The sequence below is a fragment of the Microbacterium awajiense genome, from assembly GCF_039536545.1.
In the GTDB taxonomy this organism is placed as follows: domain Bacteria; phylum Actinomycetota; class Actinomycetes; order Actinomycetales; family Microbacteriaceae; genus Microbacterium; species Microbacterium awajiense.
This window is the reverse complement of the sequence record NZ_BAAAYU010000005.1, coordinates 353,805-376,274: the sequence shown is the minus strand read 5'-3', so window position 1 is coordinate 376,274 and position 22,470 is coordinate 353,805. Positions and strand designations below refer to the sequence as shown.

23 protein-coding genes are annotated in these 22,470 nt (G+C 71.2%); 18 read left to right on the top strand and 5 right to left on the bottom strand.

Annotated features, from left to right (window positions below; genetic code table 11):
- Positions 1–25: 25 nt before the first annotated feature.
- The gene (locus ABD663_RS08535) at positions 26–1,549 is read left to right on the top strand and encodes a SulP family inorganic anion transporter (RefSeq protein ID WP_344737556.1); all 1,524 of its coding nucleotides are present in this window, start codon (positions 26–28) and stop codon (positions 1,547–1,549) included.
- 78 nt (positions 1,550–1,627) lie between these two features.
- Here the strand turns inward: ABD663_RS08535 and ABD663_RS08530 are convergent, their stop codons facing one another.
- Positions 1,628–1,798, bottom strand: a complete 171-nt coding sequence (locus ABD663_RS08530) for a CsbD family protein (protein WP_344737555.1) — start codon at positions 1,796–1,798, stop codon at positions 1,628–1,630.
- A gap of 215 nt (positions 1,799–2,013) precedes the next feature.
- Here ABD663_RS08530 and ABD663_RS08525 point away from each other — a divergent pair, with 215 nt between their 5' ends.
- The 4 genes from ABD663_RS08525 (at position 2,014) to ABD663_RS08510 (ending at position 5,458) form a co-directional block, all read left to right on the top strand.
- Complete coding sequence (locus tag ABD663_RS08525; protein ID WP_344737554.1) at positions 2,014–2,901, top strand: SDR family oxidoreductase; 888 nt, start codon at positions 2,014–2,016, stop codon at positions 2,899–2,901.
- Positions 2,902–2,979: 78 nt separating this feature from the next.
- The gene (locus ABD663_RS08520) at positions 2,980–4,281 is read left to right on the top strand and encodes a diguanylate cyclase domain-containing protein (protein ID WP_344737553.1); all 1,302 of its coding nucleotides are present in this window, start codon (positions 2,980–2,982) and stop codon (positions 4,279–4,281) included.
- A 386-nt stretch (positions 4,282–4,667) separates the two neighbouring features.
- A complete protein-coding gene (locus tag ABD663_RS08515; RefSeq protein WP_344737552.1) occupies positions 4,668–4,796 on the top strand; it encodes a hypothetical protein in 129 nt (42 codons plus the stop codon).
- Between the two features lie 20 nt (positions 4,797–4,816).
- Positions 4,817–5,458, top strand: a complete 642-nt coding sequence (locus ABD663_RS08510; RefSeq protein WP_344737551.1) for a 4'-phosphopantetheinyl transferase family protein — start codon at positions 4,817–4,819, stop codon at positions 5,456–5,458.
- Here ABD663_RS08510 and ABD663_RS08505 read toward each other — a convergent pair.
- The 3 genes from ABD663_RS08505 to ABD663_RS08495 are packed head-to-tail and all read right to left on the bottom strand — an operon-like array spanning position 5,418 to position 11,324.
- Positions 5,418–6,779: a M1 family metallopeptidase gene (locus tag ABD663_RS08505; protein ID WP_344737550.1), complete on the bottom strand. Its 1,362-nt coding sequence runs from the start codon at positions 6,777–6,779 to the stop codon at positions 5,418–5,420. The two genes, ABD663_RS08510 and ABD663_RS08505, sit on opposite strands and share 41 nt — an antisense overlap.
- Positions 6,776–10,699 carry a Pls/PosA family non-ribosomal peptide synthetase gene (locus ABD663_RS08500; RefSeq protein ID WP_344737549.1) on the bottom strand — a complete coding sequence of 1,308 codons (3,924 nt, stop codon included), beginning with the start codon at positions 10,697–10,699 and terminating at the stop codon, positions 6,776–6,778. Before ABD663_RS08500 ends, ABD663_RS08505 begins: the two co-directional genes overlap by 4 nt.
- Before the next feature lie 7 nt (positions 10,700–10,706).
- Positions 10,707–11,324 (bottom strand): hypothetical protein, encoded by a 618-nt coding sequence (locus tag ABD663_RS08495; protein WP_344737548.1) that lies wholly within the window; start codon positions 11,322–11,324, stop codon positions 10,707–10,709.
- A gap of 135 nt (positions 11,325–11,459) precedes the next feature.
- Here ABD663_RS08495 and ABD663_RS08490 point away from each other — a divergent pair, with 135 nt between their 5' ends.
- The 7 genes from ABD663_RS08490 (at position 11,460) to paaZ (ending at position 17,139) form a co-directional block, all read left to right on the top strand.
- Complete coding sequence (locus ABD663_RS08490; RefSeq protein WP_344737547.1) at positions 11,460–11,714, top strand: three-helix bundle dimerization domain-containing protein; 255 nt, start codon at positions 11,460–11,462, stop codon at positions 11,712–11,714.
- Between the two features lie 16 nt (positions 11,715–11,730).
- Entirely contained in the window at positions 11,731–11,961 is a 231-nt protein-coding gene (locus ABD663_RS08485) for a three-helix bundle dimerization domain-containing protein (protein ID WP_344737546.1), read from the top strand.
- A gap of 48 nt (positions 11,962–12,009) precedes the next feature.
- Positions 12,010–12,834, top strand: a complete 825-nt coding sequence (locus tag ABD663_RS08480) for a zinc-ribbon domain-containing protein (RefSeq protein WP_344737545.1) — start codon at positions 12,010–12,012, stop codon at positions 12,832–12,834.
- Positions 12,835–12,880: 46 nt separating this feature from the next.
- Positions 12,881–13,393, top strand: a complete 513-nt coding sequence (locus ABD663_RS08475) for an ATP-binding protein (RefSeq protein WP_344737544.1) — start codon at positions 12,881–12,883, stop codon at positions 13,391–13,393.
- An 85-nt stretch (positions 13,394–13,478) separates the two neighbouring features.
- Positions 13,479–14,219 carry an enoyl-CoA hydratase/isomerase family protein gene (locus tag ABD663_RS08470; RefSeq protein WP_344737543.1) on the top strand — a complete coding sequence of 247 codons (741 nt, stop codon included), beginning with the start codon at positions 13,479–13,481 and terminating at the stop codon, positions 14,217–14,219.
- A complete protein-coding gene (locus ABD663_RS08465) occupies positions 14,216–15,070 on the top strand; it encodes a 3-hydroxyacyl-CoA dehydrogenase family protein (protein WP_344737542.1) in 855 nt (284 codons plus the stop codon). The genes ABD663_RS08470 and ABD663_RS08465 overlap by 4 nt, the downstream gene beginning before the upstream one ends.
- On the top strand, positions 15,070–17,139 hold the full coding sequence (gene paaZ / locus ABD663_RS08460; RefSeq protein ID WP_344737541.1) for a phenylacetic acid degradation bifunctional protein PaaZ: 2,070 nt from the start codon (positions 15,070–15,072) through the stop codon (positions 17,137–17,139). The genes ABD663_RS08465 and paaZ overlap by 1 nt, the downstream gene beginning before the upstream one ends.
- A gap of 6 nt (positions 17,140–17,145) precedes the next feature.
- Here paaZ and ABD663_RS08455 read toward each other — a convergent pair whose 3' ends face one another.
- On the bottom strand, positions 17,146–17,769 hold the full coding sequence (locus tag ABD663_RS08455) for a TetR/AcrR family transcriptional regulator (RefSeq protein ID WP_344737540.1): 624 nt from the start codon (positions 17,767–17,769) through the stop codon (positions 17,146–17,148).
- 83 nt (positions 17,770–17,852) lie between these two features.
- Here ABD663_RS08455 and paaA point away from each other — a divergent pair, with 83 nt between their 5' ends.
- From paaA to ABD663_RS08425, 6 genes are read left to right on the top strand one after another with little or no spacing between them, the layout of a single operon-like run.
- A complete protein-coding gene (paaA, locus tag ABD663_RS08450) occupies positions 17,853–18,839 on the top strand; it encodes a 1,2-phenylacetyl-CoA epoxidase subunit PaaA (RefSeq protein WP_344737539.1) in 987 nt (328 codons plus the stop codon).
- Complete coding sequence (paaB, locus tag ABD663_RS08445; protein WP_344737538.1) at positions 18,839–19,144, top strand: 1,2-phenylacetyl-CoA epoxidase subunit PaaB; 306 nt, start codon at positions 18,839–18,841, stop codon at positions 19,142–19,144. Before paaA ends, paaB begins: the two co-directional genes overlap by 1 nt.
- On the top strand, positions 19,141–19,986 hold the full coding sequence (gene paaC, locus ABD663_RS08440) for a 1,2-phenylacetyl-CoA epoxidase subunit PaaC (RefSeq protein WP_344737537.1): 846 nt from the start codon (positions 19,141–19,143) through the stop codon (positions 19,984–19,986). The genes paaB and paaC overlap by 4 nt, the downstream gene beginning before the upstream one ends.
- Positions 19,987–19,988: 2 nt before the next feature.
- Entirely contained in the window at positions 19,989–20,483 is a 495-nt protein-coding gene (gene paaD, locus ABD663_RS08435; protein WP_344737536.1) for a 1,2-phenylacetyl-CoA epoxidase subunit PaaD, read from the top strand.
- Positions 20,483–21,670, top strand: a complete 1,188-nt coding sequence (gene paaE / locus ABD663_RS08430; RefSeq protein ID WP_344737535.1) for a 1,2-phenylacetyl-CoA epoxidase subunit PaaE — start codon at positions 20,483–20,485, stop codon at positions 21,668–21,670. The genes paaD and paaE overlap by 1 nt, the downstream gene beginning before the upstream one ends.
- Positions 21,671–21,685: 15 nt before the next feature.
- Positions 21,686–22,456 (top strand): enoyl-CoA hydratase/isomerase family protein, encoded by a 771-nt coding sequence (locus ABD663_RS08425; RefSeq protein WP_344737534.1) that lies wholly within the window; start codon positions 21,686–21,688, stop codon positions 22,454–22,456.
- Positions 22,457–22,470 lie beyond the last annotated feature (14 nt).

Genomic DNA, 22,470 nt, shown 5'->3' with positions numbered 1-22,470 from the left:
TGTCCGACCCCGTCAAGGAGCGTCCATGACCGACGTCATCTCAGTCCCCGACCCGGCGGCTCGCTATCGCATCGAGCCCACCGTGCTGCAGGCCCTGCGCAGCCCCCGCATCCTCACGCGCGAAGTGCTCGCGGGCCTCGTGGTGGCGATCGCGCTCATCCCCGAGGCGATCGCCTTCTCGATCATCGCCGGGGTCGATCCGCGCGTCGGCCTGTTCTCGTCGTTCGTGATGGCCGTCGCGATCGCCTTCCTCGGCGGTCGACCCGCGATGATCACCGCAGCGACCGGGGCGATCGCGCTCGTTGTCGCGCCGGTCGCGCGCGAGTTCGGAATGGACTACCTCATCGCGACGGTGCTGCTGGGCGGCGCGATCCAGATCGTGCTGGCCGCCCTGGGGGTCGCGAAGCTGATGCGGTTCATCCCGCGCAGCGTCATGGTCGGGTTCGTCAATGCGCTCGCGATCCTCATCTTCGTGTCGCAGGTGCCGCAGCTGATCGGCGTTCCGTGGCTGGTGTATCCGATGGTCGCGATCGGGCTGCTGATCATGTACCTCATGCCGCTGTGGACCAAGGTGGTGCCCGCGCCGCTGGTCGCGATCATCCTGCTCACCGGCGCGGCCGTCGTGTTCGGCATCGCGGTGCCGACGGTGGGAGATCAAGGCACCCTGCCCGAGACGCTGCCGGAGCTGTTCATCCCGAACGTGCCGCTCACGTGGGAGACCCTCGGGATCATCGGCCCGTACGCGGCCGCGGTCGCCGTGGTCGGCCTGCTCGAGTCGCTCATGACGGCGAAACTCGTCGATGACATCACCGACACCCACTCCCGCAAGACCCGCGAGGCGTTCGGCCAGGGCGCCGCGAACGTGCTGTCGGGTCTGTTCGGCGGCATGGGCGGCTGCGCGATGATCGGTCAGACGATGATCAACGTGAAGGCGTCGGGAGCGCGCACGCGCATCTCGACGTTCCTCGCGGGGGTGTTCCTGCTGATCCTCGTGCTCGTCCTCGGCGACGTCGTCGCCGTCATCCCGATGGCGGCGCTCGTGGCCGTGATGATCGTGGTCTCGGTCGCGACCTTCGATTGGCACAGCATCCGGCTGTCGACCCTGCGACGGATGCCGAAGAGCGAGACCCTCGTGATGGTCGTCACCGTCGTCGTCACCGTGTGGACCCACAACCTCGCCATCGGCGTCGTGGTCGGAGTGATCGCCGCGATGGTCGGGTTCGCGCGCCGCGTGGCGCACTTCGTGAGCGTCACCCGCGAGGTCGACAAGGACGCCTCCGTCCCGACCGTGCGCTACACGGTCGACGGCGAGCTCTTCTTCGCGTCGAGCAACGACCTGACGACCCTGTTCGAGTACTCGCATGATCCCGAACGGGTCGTCATCGACATGTCGCGCTCCCACATCTGGGACGCTTCGACGGTCGCCGCGCTCGATGCGATCGTCACCCGCTACGAGTCCCGTGGCAAGCGGGTCGTGCTCGAGGGGATGAACGAGGCCACGCAGGATCTGCATGGGCGGCTCAGTGGAGGCTCGGGCGACGGTCACTGAGGAGCGGTCTGCGGCCGGCTCGCCGCACACGGACGGGCGGGCACCGGATGTGGCGCCCGCCCGCCCGGTCGAATCGGCCTACTTGAAGGCGTCCTTGACCTTCTCGCCCGCCTGCTTGAGGTCTGCCTTCGCCTGATCGGTCTTGCCCTCGGCTTCGAGACGCTCGTCGTCGGTGGCCTTGCCGGCCGCCTCCTTCGCCTCTCCGCCCAGCTTCTCGCCGGTGTTCTGCATCTTGTCGTCGAGTCCCATGGTGATCTCCTTGTCCTCTTCGGCGCCGGATCGTGTCCGGTCGGCTCAGAGAACGTAACTCTGCGTGCGGCGAGGATGAAGGCGCTTGAATCCCGAGCCGCAACGATGTATTGGGCTCTAGGTGAGTCGTCGTCGCACGTCAACCCCCTCCCGGCCGGGCACGTGTCCGTCATACCGTTTCGGCGTTGCTGTTCGAGCTGACGAGAGGAGTGCCCGTGACCGGCGAGGAACCTCAGGACCCGCGCACCAAGTACACGACGGCGGACTTCCCGACCCAGGAGCAGGGTCAGCCCGGGATGACCGACGAGACCCGACCGACGCCCGACCATGGCGAGCAGACGTATCCGAGCGGAGATCGACTGTTCGGCCGGTCGGCACTGATCACAGGCGGCGATTCGGGGATCGGCCGTGCCGTCGCCCTGGCGTTCGCACGCGAGGGTGCCGACGTCGCGATCGCCCACCTGCCCGAGGAGCGTCCGGATGCGATGGGCGTGTGCGAGCTGATCGAAGATGCCGGGCGACGCGCGGTGTCCTTCGCGGGCGACGTGCGCGACGAGGACTTCGCGACGTCGATCGTCGCCGAGACGCTCATGAGCCTCGGTCGACTGGACGTGCTCGTGCTCAACGCCGCCTACCAGAAGGACCGCGACGGGCTCGAGAATCTTGCGACGGACGAGATGGACCGCGTGTTCCGCACCAACCTGTACGGACTGATGTGGACGGCGCGTGCGGCTGTGCCGCACCTGCGCCCCGGGGCATCGATCATCGTGACGACCTCCATCCAGGCCTTTGACCCGTCGCCCGGACTCATCGACTACGCGATGACCAAGGCAGCGCAGGTCGCGTTCGTCAAAGCACTCGCCGCCGAGTTGGGTCCGCGCGGCATCCGCGTCAACGGTGTCGCACCCGGACCCATCTGGACGCCTCTGATCCCCGCCACCGGCTTCGACGAAGAGAAGCTGCAGAACTTCGGCGCCGACACCCCGCTCGGGCGGGCGGGGCAGCCGGCCGAACTCGCCGGCGCCTACGTGTACCTCGCGAGCGAGGCGGCATCGTATGTGTCGGGTGCCATCATTCCGGTGACGGGCGGTCGCCCACTGTGACGCATCCCGCCGTGCGCCCCGCTATCGTGAGGACCGTCGCGTCCGTCCAACGCGGAGTGCGGAGGCACGATGAGCGGGGTGGAGCCTGAGGCTCAGCCGTTCGGGGTCATCCGCACCTCCGAGACCGACATGATCGTCGACGCGAACCCGTGGTTCGCGGCGTGGTCGGCGCGAACGCTCGACGCGTTGCGGGGGCGGGCGCTCAGCAGCATCCTGATCCACGTCGAGGACGATCTGTTCCAAGGCGATCAGTGGCCGGGGCCCCTCATCATGCGGCACGTGTCTGCACCGGAGCGGGCCGTGATGGTGAGCCGACACCCGCAGCCCGGCGGTGATCTGCTCGTCGTCACAGAGGCGACCGAGCGGTACCGGGCGCTGCGGGCACTGCGCGCCTCGTACGCGCTCGCCGATCGCACGGCATCGAGGCTCGCGCTGATCATCGAGGCGTCGATCGCGCTGTCGACCGCGACCGGCGAGACCGAACTCGCCGGCATCCTCGCGCAGACCGCCGAGAACGCCTATCGAGCCGAGCACGCGGTGGTCGTGCTCACCGGAGACGACCGCGGCGCGGAGCAGGTGGCCGGTCGATCGCCACTCGACGATTCCACTGCGAGCGCGCTCGTCGGCCTCGTCGACGGCGCGCAGGCGGTCGTCACCGTCAGCGCGCCGGACGAGGCGGATGCGTTGGTCCCCGGACTGGGCGACTCCATGCGGCGCGCGGGGGTCCACGCGATCCTCGCGGCACCCATCCGCTTGGGCGAAGAGGTGCTGGGCGCCATCATCACGTTCTTCTCGCACGAGCGCGTCTTCGACCAGGAGGCGGCGCCGCTCGCCGAAGCCCTGGCCGGGCAGGGGGCGCAGGCGCTTGCGACCATGAGACTCCAAGCCAGGCTCGCCCACGCCGCGATGCACGACGAGGTCACCGGCCTGCCGAACCGGCGCGCCCTCGAACGGGCGGTCCCGGCGACGACGACCGGGACCATCGCCGTCATCTTCGTCGACGTCGACGGGTTCAAGGCCGTGAACGACCGCTACGGCCATCACTGCGGCGACGCGGTGCTGCGCGAGGTCGGGCAGCGCCTGCGCGCGATCGTCCGCGAGCACGACCTCGTCTCGCGGTACGGCGGCGACGAGTTCGTGGTCATCGCGGATGTGCCGAGCCGCGACGAGGCCCATGACATGGCGCGGCGCATCTGCGAACGGCTGCGCGATGTCTATGAGGACCTCGTGGATGCCGCTCTCGGTGCGAGCGTCGGCGTGGTCGTCGCGTCGCAGGACGATGCTCTCACGCTCGATCGTCTCGTGCGTGCCGCCGACCAGGCGATGTACCGAGCCAAGTCCGCAGGCGGCAACGGGGTCGCCGTCGGCATCGTCGGCTGACTCGACGGGGCTCGCACCGAGAGACGCACTCCCGTCTCACGGTGGGCGCGACGCACCCGGACGCGGCGTCGGGAACTCCGACCGCACGCTACGACGATGTGAACTCTCGGTGGATTGCCTGTCAACCCCCTCGCCGATCAGGGGTCGCAGGAGGAACATTGCCCGCAGGTGGGGAGTTTCGCGACATCGGAGGGGAAGTGGCGATGGTCACGGTCGTACCGGGCCCGCGTCGGACATCGAGGCCATTGCGAACGGCGCCGCCGAGTACCGCGCCGCCGAGTACCGCGCCGCCGAGTGCTGCGACCGAGTCCACCTCGCACGATGACGGCGCCCGCTGGCATCGGGTCGATCTCGACCGATACGAGGTCATCGTCGGCGGGTCCGTCGTGGGGTACGTCGACGTCGTCGGCGCCGTTTTCGTCGCGCTGCGGGGGACCCGCTACGACCGTGCCGTCGAGGTGGAGCAGACGCTGCTGTTCGATCGAGCGATCGCCGTGCTGCAGCCTGTGCACTGACGACTCCGTAGGCTGACGCCGTGAGGGACGGTGTTCGCTGGGACGACGTGACGGTGCGGTGGATGCCGTCCGACGCGACCGACGCGGACCCGTTCGAGGTCGTCGAGCCGTTCGGCCGCCCGCAGATCGACCGGCTCCGTGCGTTGCCGCCCGGTCGCCGCGCGGCCTTCGCGGTCGGGCGCCACCTGCTCGGCGCACTCGCGCACGACCTCGGCCACGACGGCATCCTCATCGAGAGCGTGTGCGAGAGGTGCGGCGGCCCGCACGGCGCGCCCCGAGCCGACGGGCTCGCTCTCAGCGTCGCGTACACGGACGGTCTCGTGGTCGCGGCCGCCGCAGCCATCGCATCCGCCCCTGCGGTCGGCGTCGACGTCGAACGCGGTCACCCCGCCACGATGCTGCGCGACCTCGCTCCGCTGTTCGCCGGGCGCCGTGCTCCCGACCTCGCCGGGTGGACACGGATCGAAGCCGCCCTCAAGGCCGACGGCCGTGGCCTGCGCGTGCCCCCCGACCGCGTGCACGAACATCCGGGGCCCGACCCCGGCGAGTTCCTCGCCACGATTCCCGGCAGGCGTCACCCCGTGCGGACGACGACCCTCGACGGGCCCGACGGCTTCGTCGTCAGCGTGGCCCGCGTCCCACCCGCGGCAGCGGGGCGGTGATGGGCGCCGCGACCCCGTCGTCGCCCGCGACCGCCGGCAGATCCGGCAGGGCCCGCGAGTACAGCCACGGCCGCAGCACCCCGACCACGCCGCTGCCCCACTCGTCGGCGACCAGCGCGAGCAGGTCCTCGGTCGTCGCCGTTCCGTGGGCGTGGCGTTCGGTCCAGGTGCGCAGCAGCGCGAAGAACGCGGTGTCGCCGAGGGTGAGCCGCAGCGCGTGCACCGCCAGCGCGCCGCGCTTGTAGACGCGGTCGTCGAACATGTCCGCCGGTCCCGGGTCGGCCAGCACGAGATCCTGTGGAAGCGAGCGCAGCCGGCCGTGGTGGGCGAGTGCCTTCGCGTGGGCGGTGGGCCCGCCGGACGCTTCGGACCAGATCCATTCGGCGTAGCACGCGAAGCCCTCGTTGAGCCAGATGTCCTGCCACCGTGCGACGCCGACGCTGTTGCCGAACCACTGGTGGGCGAGCTCGTGGGCGACCAGACGCTCGGAACCGCCGGCGCCGTCGATGTGGTTCGAGCCGAAGATGCCCATGCCCTGACCCTCGAGGGGGATCTCGAGTTCGTCTGCGGTCACCACGACCTGGTAGTCGGGCAGCGGATACGGGCCGAAGGCCTCTTCGAAGACGGCCATCATCTGCGCCAAGGGGGCGAGGTCGGCGCGGGCCCGTGCGGTCAGCGATCGCGCATGGTGCAGGCGTCCCGGCACCGAGCCGAGCGAGAGCGTCCGTGTGGTGTAGCGGCCGATCTGCGGACTCACGAGATACGTGGGGGTGGGTGTGTCGAGCACGAACTCCCACGTCGGCCTGCCGCGCTTGCTCGATGTGGTCCCATGACCGCCGAGAACCGCGGTGTAGCCCTGCTCGGTGGTCAGCAGCACGCGGTACGTCGCCTTGTCGGAGGGCACGTCGTTGCAGGGGAACCACGTCGGCGCGCCCGTCGGCTGGGACGCCACCAGGGCGCCGTCTTCGAGCTCCTCCCAGCCCAGCAGACCCCACCGGGTCCGCCGCGGTCGCGGTGCACCGGAATAGGCGACCGTCACGCGGAACTCCGCGCCCGCCTCCCGTTCGGTCGTCAACTTGATCTTGAGCTTCTTGACCGACTGACGAAAGCCCGCGCCGGCATCGCCGTCGACGCGCACGCGGCTCGCCCGCAGCCCCACGAGGTCGAACGACAGCGTCTTCGTGGGCGCGACCGTGCGGCCCGAGATCACGGCGGTGCCGCTCAGGCGATTGGTGGCGACGCGGTACTCGATCTCGAGGTCGTAGTGGTCGATCTGCAGCGACGCGTCGCCGCTGTCGGGGGTGTACGCGTCGACGGTCATGCGCCCGTCGCCTGATAGGCGCGCACCTTCACAGCGCGCCACGGGCCGATCGGGTTGCCGCTCCACCGGCTGCCGACCGGCACCACCTCGCCGCGCATCACGAGCGAGGCAGGCCCCACGGTGGCATCCGATCCGATGGTCGCCGCGGGCAGGATGACGCTGTGCGGCCCCAGGGTCGCCCCCGGTTCGATGGTCACGGTGTCGGTGCTCATCACTCGATCATGGAACAGATGGGTCTGAACGACACAACCGCGGTTGACGGTCGCGCCGTCGCCGAGCTCGACCAGGTCGGGCTCGGGCAGCCAGTAGCTGTCGGTCCACACCCCCCGGCCGACCTTCGCGCCGAGCGTCCGCAACCACAACGCGAGAGCGGGGGTGCCGGCGGCGGCACGGGCGAACCACGGTGCCGCGACCATCTCGGTGAAGGTGTCGGCGACCTCGGTGCGCCACACGAAGCTCGACCAGAGCGGATGCTCGCCGGGGCGGATGACCCCGACGAAGACCCACTTCGCGGCGGTCGTGATCGCCGCGGCGACGGCGCCGGCCGCGAGCAGCACGGCGCCCGACACCACGACGGCGAGTGCCAGGCCCCACACCTGGATCATCCAGGCGAGCACGAGGAGCACCGACAGGCCGATGCCGCACGTGACGACGACGGGGATGAGGCGGCACAGCTCCCACAGGGCGCGCGCGAGGCGCAACCCGCCGCTCGGGTGGTAGGTGCGTTCCAGATCGGCTTCGTTCACGACGCGGCGCAACCGCACGGCGGGCGATCCGAGCCACGACGAGCCGGGCTTGGCCTTCGCCGGCGCCACCGACAGCACCGCGACCAGGCCGTCGCGCGGCACGCGGTGGCCCGCGGCGGCGAGTCCCGAGTTGCCGAGGAACGCGCGCTTGCCGATCCGGGCGGGGGCGATCCGCATCCAGCCGCCGTTGAGTTCGTAGGTGCCGACCATCGTGTCGTCGGCGAGGAACGCGCCGTCGTCGACGGTCGTCATCGCAGGCAGCAGCAGAACGGTGGACGCCTCGACGTCGCGTCCCACGCGCGCGCCGAGCGCGCGCAACCAGATCGGGGTGACGAGGCTCGAGTAGATGGGGAAGAGCAGCGTGCGGGCCGAGTCGAGCATCCGCTCGGTCGTCCACGCCTGCCACGCGGTGCGGCTGTGCACCGGGTGCACGCCCTCGCGCAGCCCGATGGACAGGAGCCGCGTCACGAGCAGGACGAGCAGCCCGTAGGCGAGCCCGGCCACGAGCACACCCGGCACGAGCCACGCCAGCGCCGCGATGGCGGCGTCGCCGAGCGTCTGCGAGCCGCGCATGCCCGCGGCCAGCACGGCGGCGCCCGCCGCGAAGCCGAGGAACGGTGCCAGCCCGAGGAACATCGATGACACCGCGTAGGCGACCACCCAGCGGGTGCGCTGGGGCGGGCGTTTCGGCGCGAACGGCTCGGATGTGCCGCCGACCCGGACGGCGGGCGACCCCGCCCAGCGCTGATCGGCTCTGACCCGGCCGAACACGGCGGATCCGGGGGCGATCTCGGCCCGCCGGCCGATACGCGTGCCGGGGGCGAGCGTGCTGCGTGCGCCGACCGTCGCTTCGGCTCCGATGCGGATCCCGCCGATGCGCACCGTGTCGCCGTCGATCCAGTATCCCGACAGGTCGACCTCGGGCTCGATGGCGGCCCCCGCGCCGATCTCGAGCATCCCCGTCACCGGTGGCACGGTGTGCATGTCGACGCCGCGGCCGATGCGGGCGCCGAGTGCGCGGGCGTAGGCGACCACCCAGGGGGCTCCGGCAAGGCCGACGGGATCCACCTGGTGGGCGACCTGCTCGGCGAGCCACAGGCGCAGGTGCACCCCGCCGCCGCGCGGGTAGTCCCCGGCGCGCACTCCCGCGAGCAGCATCCTGGCCAGCAGCGCCGAGATCGCCATGCGGCCGAACGGAGTCGCGAACACGAGCAGGCCGACGAGCACGGCCCATCCCGGGGCAGCGGGAAGGAACTCGAAGCCGGGCACGAGCTGCAGCAGCCACGTCGCCGTGAGCAGCCACACGATCCACCGTGCACCGGCCAGGATGAACAGCGGCAACCCCGCGAGGGTCTGCACGACCTGCATCGCCCGGGGCGTCGGGTGCGCCGTCGTGAAGCCGGTCTGCGCGTCGGCGTCGTCGAGTTCCGCCTCGACGGCCTCGGCCATCTTCGCGAGTCGCGGCACGTCGTACACATCCGACATCGTGAACGCCGCCGCGCGCTGCCGGATGCGCGAGACGAGCTGGGCGGCCGCGAGCGATCCGCCGCCGAGCTGGAAGAAGTCGGCGTTCTCGTCGTCGGGGCGGATGCCGAGCACCTCCGCCCACTGATCGGCCAGCCACGCGGCCGTGCCCGACAGCGGCGAGGCATCGTCGTCGGCAGCGGTGAGCGGCCAGGGCAGTGCGGCCTTGTCGACCTTTCCGGACGTGCGCACCGGAAGATCGTCGACCGTGGCCAGCAGCGGGATGAGCGGAGCCGGCAGTACGTGGGCGAGTCGAGAGCGGGCATCCGCCGCGTCGAACCCGACCTCGGGGACGATGTAGCCGACGAGCACCGCGGTGCCGGAGGCGGTGCGCTGCACCGCCACCGCGGCCGCGGTCACCGACGGCAGCGCCTGCACGGCGGCCTCGACCTCGCCGAGTTCGATCCGCCGACCGCCGATCTTCACCTGATCGTCGGCGCGACCCTGGAAGACCAGTCCCTCGGGGTCGGCGCGCACGAGATCGCCCGAACGGTAGGCGCGCTCCCAGCCCAGTGCGGGCATGGGCGCGAACTTCGCGGCATCCTTCTCGGGGTCGAGGTAGCGCGCCAGACCGACGCCGCCGATGATGAGCTCGCCCACTTCACCGTCCGCCACACGCCGCCCGTCCTGGTCGACCACTGCGAGCGACCAGCCGTCGAGGGGAAGTCCGATGCGCACAGTGTCGTCTGCGGCCATCAGCGCACCGCACGCGACGACCGTCGCCTCGGTCGGGCCGTACGTGTTCCACACTTCACGCCCGTCGGCGACCAGTCGCGCGACGAGTTCCGGCGGGCACGCCTCGCCGCCGAAGATGAGCAGCCGCACGTTCTCGACGGCGTCGGGCGGCCACATCGCCGCGAGCGTCGGTACCGTCGACACGGCGGTGATGCCGTGGCCGACCAGCCACGGTCCGAGGTCTTCGCCCGACCGCACGAGCGCGCGCGGTGCCGGCACGAGGCATGCGCCGTGGCGCCACGCGAGCCACATCTCCTCGCAGGACGCATCGAAGGCCACCGAGAGTCCTGCCAGCACGCGGTCGCCCGGAGCCAGCGGCGCGTCCTGCAGGAACAGCCGGGCCTCGGCGTCGACGAATGCCGCCGCGGAACGGTGGGTGACCGCGACGCCCTTGGGCACCCCGGTCGAGCCGGAGGTGAAGATGATCCACGCGTCGTCGTCGGGGGTCGGCGGGGGCAGCGCGATCAGGCTGCTGGTGTTGGGGTGGGGGGTATCGCCGTCGAACAGCGAGTCGGACGCCGACGTGTCGGCGCCTGCACGCTGCAGCACGCCGTCGCCCGTCATGACACCGACCACGCCGGCCTCGCCGAAGACCAGGTCTGCCCGCTCCTGCGGGTCGTCCGCGTCGACGGGCACGTACGCCGCGCCCGCTGCCATCACCCCGAGGATCGCGATGTACAGTTCCTTGCGTCCCGACGTCATCCGCACGCCGACGCGGTCGCCGCGTCTCACCCCGTGTTCGTGCAGACGGGCGGCCGTCAGCAGCACCGAGGCCAGCAGCTCGCCGTAGCTCAGCGCTCCGTCGGCGTCTTCGATCGCCGAGGCATCCGGATGCTTCGCGGCGGTCGCACGAAGGATGTCGATCAGCGTCCGTGGCGCAGGAGCGGCGTCGGCGCGGTCGAAGGACTGCTGCACGGGCGGGTCAGGCCGACAGCAGGGCGATCAGCTGCGCCTTGGTCAGTCGCGAGTACCCGGTGCGGCCCTCGGCGCGCGCGCGGGCCCGCAGCTGCACAACGGTGAGGCCGGCGAGCTCGTCGGCGGATGCTGTCGGGGTCGCGGCCGGTTCGGACGCCACCGGTGCCGGATCGGCCACCACCGGCTCGGCGACCACCGGCTCGGTGACGAGCACGGTCTCACGGTCGGGTGCGGGCTTCTTCGCCTTCTTCGGGCCGGATTCGCCCGGCTTCGCGCTCGTCTTCTTCGGCTTCCGGCTCTTCTTCGGCTCGGCCTCGGCAGCGTCGGGCTTCTTCGCCTTCTTCGCCTTCTTGGGGGCCGACGGCGTGCCGTGCTTGGCCTCGAGCTTGTCTGCGGCCTTCTGAAGGCGCTCGGTCACCGTCTCGGCCTTCTTCTGCACTTTCCGCGGATTCTTCGCGACCTTCTTCTTCGTGGTCGACGAGGCGTCCTTCGCGTCGTCGACGAGCTCGCGCAGCTTCTTCGCATCCTTCTTGGGCAGCGTCTTGGCGAGCTTCTTGGCATCTTTCGCGGCATCGGCGGCGGCGGTCAGTGCCGCCTTCGCCGTCTTGGTCGTCGCCTTGGCCATGTCGTCCTCCGTTCGCCGACGCGCACCGGGGGTACCGCGGTCGGGCGGGGCATAGGTTACAGCGTCAAGGGGAACGGAAGGTTACGCGTCATCGCGGGCCTTGCATCGCCCGGTGGGAGAGCGCATCCTGAGAGTGTGAGCGCGACGAACCCGTCGACCGAGTACGAGGCGCTGCTGCACGTGGTGGCACGGCTGTCCTCGCGGTTCCGCTCGGTCGACGAGGACGTCGTTCGCGACATCGTCATCGAGGAGTTCATCGCCTTCGACGGTGCCTGGCTGCGGCACTACGTCCCCGTCCTCGTCGAGGGGCGGGCGCTGCGACGCCTGAGATCCCTCACCGGGCGGGACTCGAGCGGCAGAAACGACGAGACGCTCGCCGCGGCGGGCTGAAAGGGCGGAGATGGCGATGGGCGAGAAGGGCATCGACGAGGCGGGCGCCGAACAGGAGATCATCGATCGCCTCGGGCTCGCGTTCCCCGACGTCGAACCGGCGATGGTGGAGACCATCGTGCAGGAGGCGTACGCCGGGATGGCCAACGCGCGAGTGCGCGACTTCGTCCCGGTGCTGGTCGAGCGTGAGGCGAAGACCCGTATCAAGGCGTCCCGGGTCGCCGAGGCGACGTCGCCGATCGCCTGAGCGAGACGGCCCCACGCAGTGGGGGTGGTCGACGGTACCGTGCCGGCCATGGCGGAGCGGGTGCAGGACTGGTGGGCGCGGCGGCAGTTCTCGCGCGGCGTCGACGTGCCCTATGCGGTCGGCACCTACCGCGAGGCGTGGGCTTCCTATCCCGCGCTCATCCGCCAGTACCATCCCGATCTCAACGACGGCATCACCCTCACGCAGATCCCACCCGCCGCCGACGTGCTGCTGCTGTGGCAGTGCGAGGCAGGGCACACCTTCGCCGCGACGCCGGCCGAGCAGCGGGCGCGCCCCGGTCGGCAGCGCCGCAGGTCGGCGTGGTGCCCGGAGTGCAGCATCCTGGCCGCGCCGCCACGCGTGCGGCCCGCCGGCGGCGCGCGCCCGGGCCGGGTGAAGCGGCCGCGCGCGCTGTGTCCTCGCACGCCCGACCTGCCCGTCGGCGAGCCCTTCGTGAGCCAGTGCGCGCCGAAGCCCGCGTCGGCCGTCGAGGCGCGGCTGCGCGCCGACCTGTTCGCGCGCCTCGACCTCACCCCCGGGTTCACCGCGGTGCGGGTCGCGCGCCCGTTCTTCGACCACCTCGAGGTGTGGCCCGACATCCTGCTGCCCGAACTGCGCATCGCGATCGAGTACGACAGCCCCGGTCGGTTCGGTCTCGAGCATGTCGGTGCGCGCGAGGATGCCGACCGGCGGAAGGACCGCGCGCTGCGCGCAGCGCGCTGGGAGGTCGTGCGCATCCGCACCGGCAGGCTCGAACCGCTGGGGCCGCACGACCTGCGGCTCGGCTCGCTCGGTGCGCGCGGCGTCGATCGCGTGATCGACCGCCTGCGCGACATCCGTGGTCCCCTTCTGGTCGATGCCTACCTGCGGTGAGCGCCGCGGACTAGCCTGACGGCGAGGGGCTGAGACGGGAGGCGGCATGGACGACGACACCGTGCGGATGCTGCGCGCGACCGCCGAACGGATGCGGACCGCCGAGGAAGCCCACGAAGACATCACCGGCCGCGGCTTCCGCGCCCTGTTCTCCGGGCCATCCGGCACGGGCAAGACCCTCGCGGCGCAGGCGCTCGCCACCGAGCTCGACCAGCCGCTCTACCGCGTCGACCTGTCGCGGCTGGCCTCGCGGTACATCGGCGAGACCGAGAAGAACCTCGACGCCCTCTTCGACCGCGCCGAACAGGGCGGGTGGATCCTGTTCTTCGATGAGGCCGACGCGCTCTTCGGAAAGCGGACCGACGTGCGCGATGCGCACGACCGGTACGCGAACCTCGAGGTCTCGTACCTGCGTCAGCGCCTCGAGGCGCATCCGGGCGCGGTGATCATCGCGGCCGAACGCGAGCCGGACGGGGTGGGTATCGACGCTGTCGTGGCGATCCCCGCCTCGCGCGTGAGGCGCCGCGGACCGCGTCGCCCCGACCCCTCCACCGGCTGACGCAGCCGCGGGGTTGGCGGACGGGCATCCGCCTGGCATGATTTACTGAACGATCGTTCGATAACGTCGGATCGAGAGGATGAGGATGTCCGCAGGACCGTTGCGCGTCGACGAGCGCGAAGACCGCGTCGTCGCGACCCTCGACCGACCTGAGACCCGCAACGCGATCGACCAGGCGACGGTGGATGCGCTGCACGCCCTGTGCGAGAGCCTCGAGGAGCGGCCTCGAACGCTGATCCTCATCGGCGCGGCCGGCGACTTCGCCGCGGGAGCAGACATCGCTCAGCTGCGCGAGCGCCGCGCCGACGACGCGCGCCGCGGCATCAACTCGAACGCGTTCCTGCGTGTGGGTGCCCTTCCCATGCCGGTGATCGCCGCGCTCGACGGCTACGCCCTGGGCGGCGGTGCCGAACTCGCCTACGCCGCCGATCTGCGGATCGCCACCCCGCGGCTGCGCATCGGCAATCCCGAGACCGGCCTGGGCATCATCGCCGCGGCCGGCGCGACCTGGCGGCTGCCGCGTCTGGTCGGCGACGCCCGTGCCGCGGAGCTGCTGCTGACAGGGCGGCTCCTCGACGCGGAGACGGCGCTGGCGTGGGGGCTGGTCTCGGCCCTGCACGAGCCCGACGACCTGCTCGACGCCGCGCACGAACTGGCCGACCGCATCGCCGCGAACGATCCGCTCGCCACACGCCACACCAAGACCGCGCTGCGTGCGCCCGTCGAGCGGCATCCCGACATCGAAGGCGAACTGCAGGCCGAGCTCTTCGAGAGTCCCGAGAAGTTCCGCCGCATGGATGCGTTCCTGGCGAGGAGAAGCCGATGAGCGCCGTGCCCGCCGAGATCGGTGTGCTGGGCGGCGGGCGCATGGGCGCCGGCATCGCCCATGCCTTCCTGCTCGCCGGCTCGCGCGTGACGATCGTCGAGCGCGACGCCGCGGCCGCCGACCGCGCGCGCGGCGCGGTCGAGGCGTATGTCGCGCGCTCGGTCGAACGCGGCGCCACCGAGCGGTCGGCCGACGAACTCACCGCGATGCTGTCGGTCTCGTCCGACCGCACGGCCCTCGCGGTGTGCGAGCTGGTCGTCGAGGCGCTTCCCGAGGACAGGTCCGTCAAGCTTCGGATGCTGGGTGACACCGAGACGCTGCTGCACCCCGACGCGGTGCTCGCCACCAACACATCGTCGATCTCGATCGACGCCCTCGCCGGGGGTCTTGCACGACCGCAGCGGTTCCTGGGGCTGCATTTCTTCAATCCCGTGCCCGCCTCGGCTCTCGTCGAGATCGTGACGGGCGAGGCGACCGATCCCACGGTGGTCGCGGCCGCGCGCGGCTGGGTCGAGGGGATCGGCAAGACCCCGATCGTCGTGCGCGACCGGCCGGGATTCGCGTCGAGCCGCCTGGGCGTCGCCCTCGGTCTCGAGGCGATCCGGATGCTCGAAGAGGGTGTCGCCGACGCCGCAGACATCGACGCCGCGATGGTGCTGGGCTACCGGCATCCGGTCGGCCCGCTGCGCACGACCGACCTCGTCGGGCTCGACGTGCGCCTCGGCATCGCCGAAGAGCTGCACGCCGAACTGGGGGAGCGGTTCGCGCCGCCCGACCTGCTGCGGCGCATGGTCGCCGACGGCCACCTCGGACGCAAGAGCGGACGGGGCTTCTACGAATGGAGCGAGTGATGACCGAGATCCTGCCGAGCTACGTGCGCGACGAGTGGTGGCTGCCCACCGCTGCGAGCGACGCGACGGTGCTGCGGGATGCCTCGACGGGCGATCCGGTCGTGGCCCTCAGCACCGACGGACTCGACCTCGCCGGCGCACTCGAACACGCCCGCACCGTGGGCCAGGCGAGTCTGGGTGATCTGACGTTCCACGAGCGTGCCGTTCTGCTCAAGCAGTACGCACTGGCGCTGAACGACCGCAAAGAGGAACTCTACGAGCTGTCGAAGCGGGCCGGCGCGACCGCGCGCGACTCGCTCAGCGACGTCGACGGCGGCATCGGGGTGCTCTTCACCTACTCGTCCAAAGGCCGCCGCGAGCTGCCCAACAGCCGGGTCTACGTCGACGGACCGGCCGAACCCCTGTCGAAGGACGGTTCCTTCCTCGGCCGGCATGTGTACACACGGCTGCCCGGTGTCGCCGTGCAGATCAACGCCTTCAACTTCCCGATGTGGGGAGCGCTCGAGAAGTTCGCACCGGCGTTCCTCGCGGGCGTGCCCACCATCGTCAAGCCCGCCTCGCCCACGGCGTACGTCGCCGAGGCGTGGGTGCGCATGCTCGTCGAGACCGGCCTGCTGCCTGCCGGTTCGCTGCAGCTCGTGAGCGGTGGCGTGCCCGGGCTGTTCGACCACCTGCGGCTGGGCGACATCGTCGGCTTCACCGGCAGTGCCGCCACCGCCGACCGCCTGCGCCGCCATGAGAGCGTGCAGACCGGTGGGGTGCGCTTCACGAGCGAGACCGACTCGATCAACGCATCGGTGCTCGGCCCCGACGCGAAGGACGGCACGCCGGCTTTCGACGCCTACATCTCGCAGCTGTTCGTCGAGCTGACCTCGAAGGCGGGGCAGAAGTGCACCGCGATCCGCCGGGCGATCGTGCCCGCCGCATCCGTCGACGCCGTCGTCCGCGCGCTCGGCGAGAAGATCGCGAAGCGCGTGGTGCTGGGCGACCCGCACGCCGAGGGCGTCACGATGGGCCCGCTCGTGTCGACAGCCCAGCGCGACGAGGTGCTGGAGCGGGTCGCCGAGCTCGAGGCCGCCGGGGGTCGCGTGCTCCTCGGATCGACCGACGCGCCCGAGGTCACGCGTGCCGACGGCACGTCCGGAACCGCCGAGGCCGGCGCGTTCGTCGGCCCGATCCTGCTCGGCTTCGGGGCGGACTCGCCCGACGAGGTCCACCGCATCGAGGCGTTCGGTCCGGTCGCGAGCATCCTGCCGTACGCCTCGCTCGACGAGGCCGCGGCCCTCGTGGACCGCGGCGGCGGGTCGCTCGTCACCAGCGTCGCGACCGACGATCCCGATGTCGCGGTGACGCTCATGTCGCGGATCGCGGCCTACAACGGCCGTGTGCTGTTCGTCGGCGAGCAGAACGCCCGCACCTCGACGGGGCACGGCGCGCCGGTGCCCCATCTCGTGCACGGGGGCCCCGGGCGTGCCGGCGGCGGCGAAGAGCTCGGCGGCATCCGCGCCGTGCTGCACCACATGCAGCGCACCGCCGTGCAGGGGTCGCCCGACGTGCTCACCGCGCTGACGGGCATCTGGCATACGGGTGCGAAGGCGCGCGTCGACCGGCACCCGTTCCGCAAGTCGCTGGGCGAACTCGCCCTTGGCGACCAGGTGATCTCGGCGCCGCGGACGGTGTCGCTCGACGACATCGAGAGCTTCGCGGATTTCACCGGCGACACCTTCTACGCGCACATGGACGAGGAGGCCGCCGCGGCCAACCCGTTCTTCCCCGGCCGCGTCGCGCACGGCTACCTGCTGGTGTCGTGGGCCGCGGGACTGTTCGTCGATCCTGACCCGGGCCCCGTGCTCGCCAACTACGGGCTCGAGAACCTGCGGTTCATCACACCCGTCTCGCCCGGCGACGAGATCCGTGTGATCCTCACCGCCAAGCAGATCACGCCGCGCGAGACCGACGAGTACGGTGAAGTGCGGTGGGACGCGCTCATCCTCAATCAGAACGACGAGACCGTCGCGACCTACGACGTGCTCACCCTCGTCGCGAAGGAGCACGCCCCCGCCGCGTGAGCCACGTCAGCGGGTGCGCAGGCCCTCGAGCACGACGGCGAGCACTTCGCGGGCGAGCGTGTCGCGGTCGACGGGGCCGTCGGGGCGGTACCACTCGACCACCGAGTTGACCATGCCGAACACGAGGCGGGTCGCCAGCGCGGCATCGAGGTCGGCGCGCACGAGGCCCTCGCGCTGGGCGTCGGCGACGAGGGCGGCGACCCGCTGGTCGAACAGGCGCCGGCGCGCGAGCGCCGCCTGCTCGACCGCGCCGTTGCCGCGCACACGCAGCAGCAGCGTCACCGACGGCAGCTGGTCGACGAGCACCTCGACGGCGGCGGCGATGACGAACTGCAGCCGGGCGGCCGCGCTGCCCTGCCGCGCCTCGGGGCGCTCGAGTACGCCCTCGAGTCCGCCGAGCGCCGTGTCGAGCGCGACGGCGAGCAGTTCCTCCTTCGATGTGAAGTGGTGGTACAGCGCCGAGCGGGACAGGCCGAGGCGGGCGGCGAGATCCGACACCGATGTCGCGTCGTACCCCTGTTCGTTGAACAGCTCGACGGCGATCTCGAGCACGCGGTCGCGGTCGTATCCCGGCCGTCCGCGCCGGGCGGGCACGGCGGCGGATGCCGCGCGCGAGGTCTCGGTCGTCATGCGCCCATGCTCCCATCCCGCTGTTGCGGTGCTCCACCTCCGAGCGTAGACTAACTGAACGATCGTTCTGTAAAGGAGCGCCGATGACGACGACACAGGGATCGACGACGATCACCGCCGACGACGAGGCGGGGCAGGCGGCGTTCGACGCCGTCATCGCCGCCGACTCGCGCATCGAACCGCGCGACTGGATGCCCGCGGCCTACCGCAAGACGCTCATCCGGCAGATATCGCAGCACGCGCACTCCGAGATCATCGGCATGCAGCCCGAGGGCAACTGGATCACGCGCGCGCCCAGCCTCAAGCGCAAGGCGATCCTCATGGCGAAGGTGCAGGACGAAGCCGGCCACGGCCTGTACCTGTACTCGGCCGCCCAGACCCTCGGCATCACGCGCGACGAGATGACCGAGCAGCTGATCACCGGCAGGGCGAAGTACTCGTCGATCTTCAACTACCCGACCCCGACGTGGGCCGACATGGGCGCGATCGGCTGGCTCGTCGACGGTGCGGCGATCTGCAACCAGGTGCCGCTGTGCCGGGCATCGTACGGACCCTACGGCCGCGCCATGGTGCGCATCTGCAAAGAGGAGTCCTTCCACCAGCGGCAGGGCTTCGAGATCCTGCTGTCGCTCATGCAGGGCACCGACGCGCAGCGCGAGATGGCGCAGGACGCCGTGGACCGCTGGTACTGGCCGAGCCTCATGATGTTCGGCCCGCCCGATGACGCGTCGCCCAACTCGGCGCAGTCGATGGCGTGGAACATCAAGCGGTTCTCGAACGACGATCTGCGCCAGCGCTTCGTCGGGATGCTGGTGCCCCAGGCCGAAGTGCTCGGTGTCACCCTGCCCGATCCGAACCTGCGGTGGAACGACGAGACCGGTCGATGGGACATGAGCGAGATCGACTGGGACGAGTTCTTCGAAGTGCTCGCCGGCCGCGGACCCATGAACGCCGAACGGCTGCGCATCCGCCGCGACGCCCATGAGGACGGCGCGTGGGTGCGCGAGGCCGCGGCCGCGTACGCGCGGAAGCAGGCCGCCCGCGTCGAAGACACGCGCGAGGTGGCGTGATGGCGACCCCCGGCAACGACGATCGCGAGACGTGGCCCCTGTGGGAGGTGTTCGTCCGCGCCGGCCGCGGGCTCAGCCACGTGCACGCCGGCTCGCTGCACGCACCCGACGCCGACATGGCGCTGCGCAACGCGCGCGATCTGTACACGCGCCGCAGCGAGGGCACGAGCGTGTGGGTGGTGCCGTCCGAGGCGATCACCACCAGCGACCCCGACGCGAAGGGCGCCTTCTTCGAGAGCGCCGCGGGCAAGAACTACCGGCACGCCACGTACTACACGGCGTCGGAGGGGGTGCCTCACCTGTGAGCGATGCGACCGCCCCCGAGATCGACATCCACGGCGACGTCACGGTCGACCGGGTGGAGCTCGCCGCCGAGCTGGCCGGCGACGCGGACGCCGTCGCCTCACCCGACGTTGCGGAGTACGCGCTGTGGCTGGGCGACGACTCGCTGATCCTCTCGCAGCAGCTTGGCGCCTGGATCGCGCGCGCCCCCGAGCTCGAGGAGGATGTCGCGCTCGGCAACATCGCCCTCGATCTGCTCGGCCATGCGCGCTCGCTGCTGCGCTACGCCGGCACCGCCGACGGGCGCTCCGAAGACGACCTCGCCTTCTGGCGCGACGAGCCCGAGTTCCGCTGCGCATGGCTGTTCCAGCAGCCCAACGGCGACTTCGCGCACACGATCGCACGCCAGCTGGCCGCATCCGTCTACCAGTTCGAGCTCTACACCGGCCTGCGTGCGAGTGGCGACGCCACTCTCGCGGCCGTCGCCGAGAAGGCCGTGAAAGAGGTCGAGTACCACCGCGACCACGCCGTGCAGTGGACGCTGCGGCTCGCCGACGGCACCGATGAGTCGCGCCGACGGATGATCCGCGCGGTCGACGACGTCTGGCCGTACGTCGACGAGCTGTTCCGCGACGAACCGCTCACCGACGTGCTCGCCGAGACCGGCGTCGCCGTGCGCCCGTCGAGTCTGAGTGAGGGTTTCGACCGCGTGATCGCCGCCGTCTTCGGCGAGGCCGACCTCCAGGCCCCGACGACGTTCGTCTCGGCTGCGGGTGGCAGGCACGGTCGCCACGATTCGTCGCTCGGCTACCTGCTCGCCGAGATGCAGGTTCTCGCTCGGCAGCATCCGGGGGCGACGTGGTGACGATGACGACCACGACGGATCCCGCCATGCGCGCCCGCGCGGTCGCCGCCGAGGTGCGCGACCCCGAGGTGCCGGTGCTCACGATCGACGATCTCGGTGTGCTGCGCGACGTCAGCGCCGACGGCGACCGGGTGATCGTGACGATCACGCCGACGTACTCGGGCTGCCCCGCGATGGACACCATCCGCGACGACCTCGTGCTCGCCCTTACCGAAGCCGGCTTCTCCGACGTCGACGTGCGGCTCGTGCTGTCGCCGGCCTGGACCACCGACTGGATGAGCGATGAGGGCAAACGCAAGCTGACCGCGTACGGCATCGCACCGCCGAGCGGCCGTTCCGCGGTGCGCGGCCCCATTCCGTTGGCCCTGTCGGTGCGCTGTCCGCGGTGCGGGTCGCCGCAGACCCGCGAGGTGTCTCGTTTCGGCTCGACGTCGTGCAAGTCGCTGTGGGAGTGCACCGCCTGCCTCGAGCCCTTCGACCACTTCAAGGTGCATTGATGGACGGCCGCACCCTCGCCGACGACGAGCAGGTCGCCGGCGCATTCCTCTCCGGCGCCGTCGGCGGCACCGACGGGCCCCGTGCGCGGGCTCGCTTCCACACGCTCACCGTCGACGCCGTGCGTCCGCTAACGGATGCCTCGATCGAGGTCACCTTCGCGGTGCCCGACGACCTGCGCGGGGAGTACGACTATCTGCCCGGCCAGCACGTCGCGCTGCGGGCGCATCTCGACGGCCGCGAGGTGCGCCGGTCGTACTCGCTGTGCCGACCGCCCACGGACTCCGAGGCGACCGGGCCCGCGACGATCAGCGTCGCGATCAAGCGTGACGACGGCGGACGCTTCTCGACATGGGCCCAGACCGGCCTGAAACCCGGCGACGAGATCGACGTCATGAGTCCGCAGGGCACGTTCACGTCGTCTCTGGCCGCCCTCGACGGCGCACACGTCGCGGGGATCGCCGCGGGCTCGGGCATCACGCCGCTCATGGCGCTCGCCCATGCGGTGCTCGCGCGCTCCACGTCGTCGCGCTTCACGCTCGTGTACACGAACCGCTCCACGCTCGATGTGATGTTCCTCGAAGACCTCGCCGACCTCAAGGACCGCTACCCGACGCGGCTCGCCGTGCACCACGTGCTCTCGCGTGAGGACCGCTCCGCGCCGCTGCTGTCGGGCCGCATCGACGAGGCCAAGCTGCGCGGCATCCTCGACCGGCTCGTGCTGCCCGAGACGGTCGACGAGTGGTTCCTGTGCGGGCCGTTCGACCTCGTGCAGATGTGCCGCGATGTGCTCGCGGACATCGGCATCGAGCGCGCCCATGTGCGGTACGAGCTGTTCACCGTGGGAGAGCCGGGGGCCGAGCGCCCTGAGGCCGGTCGGCCCGTCGTCGTCGCGCGCGACGAGCCGGTGCGTCGCATCGACTTCACCCTCGACGGGCAGGCGGGATCCGTCGACAGCCCCGTCGCCGCGCACGAGACGATCCTGAACGCGGCGCTGCGTGTGCGCCCCGACGTGCCGTTCGCGTGCGCGGGCGGCGTCTGCGGCACGTGCCGCGCGCGCCTGGTCGAGGGCTCGGTGAACATGACCGAGAACTATGCACTCGAGCCGGATGAGCTCGACCGCGGCTACGTGCTCACCTGCCAGTCCCACCCGACGACCGATCGGGTCGTCGTCGACTACGACATCTGACGCCGAGGAGCCGCGATGATCGACCTCACCATCGACGACGGGGTCGCCCGCGTCGTGCTCGACAACCCGTCCAAACTCAACGCGCTCGACGAAGCCGCTCTCCGCGAGCTCGATGCCGCATACGCCGAGGCGGAGGCATCGGGCGTGCGCGCACTGCTGCTGCGCGGCGAAGGACGCGCTTTCTGCGCCGGCCGCGACATCGCGGGCGTCGACCCCGCCCGCGACGACGTGTCGGGCTACCTCGACGGACTCGTCACCCCCCTGCTGCGCCGCATGGCGGCGTTCCCCGCGCCGACCTTCGCCGCCGCGCACGGGGCGTGCCTCGGCGTCGGGCTCGGACTGCTCATCGCGACCGATGTGGTCTACGTCGCAGCGAACGCCAAGATCGGCTCGCCCTTCGCCGCGCTCGGCGCGGCCCTCGACTCGGGTGGACACGCCCTGTTCGTCGATCGGCTGGGCGCCCACAAGGCCCTCGACCTCATCTACACGGGTCGGCTCATGACCGGTCAAGAGGCGGTCGCCTCGGGTCTGTTCTCGCGGGCGCTCCCCGTCGACGAGGTGGTCGATGCGGCCGAGGATGCCGCCGCCGCCGCCGCGACGGGTGCGACGGCGGCGTTCCTGGCGAGCAAGCGCCTGGTCGCGCGCATCCGCGACGAGCGGCTGGCGCTGTGGGACGTCATGGCTGAGGAGAACCGCGCCCAGGTCGCGCTGCGCGACACCGAGGACTACCGCGAGGGCTTCGCGGCCTTCCAGCAGAAGCGGGCACCCCGCTTCGCGGGCCGTTGAGCGGCCCCTCCCAC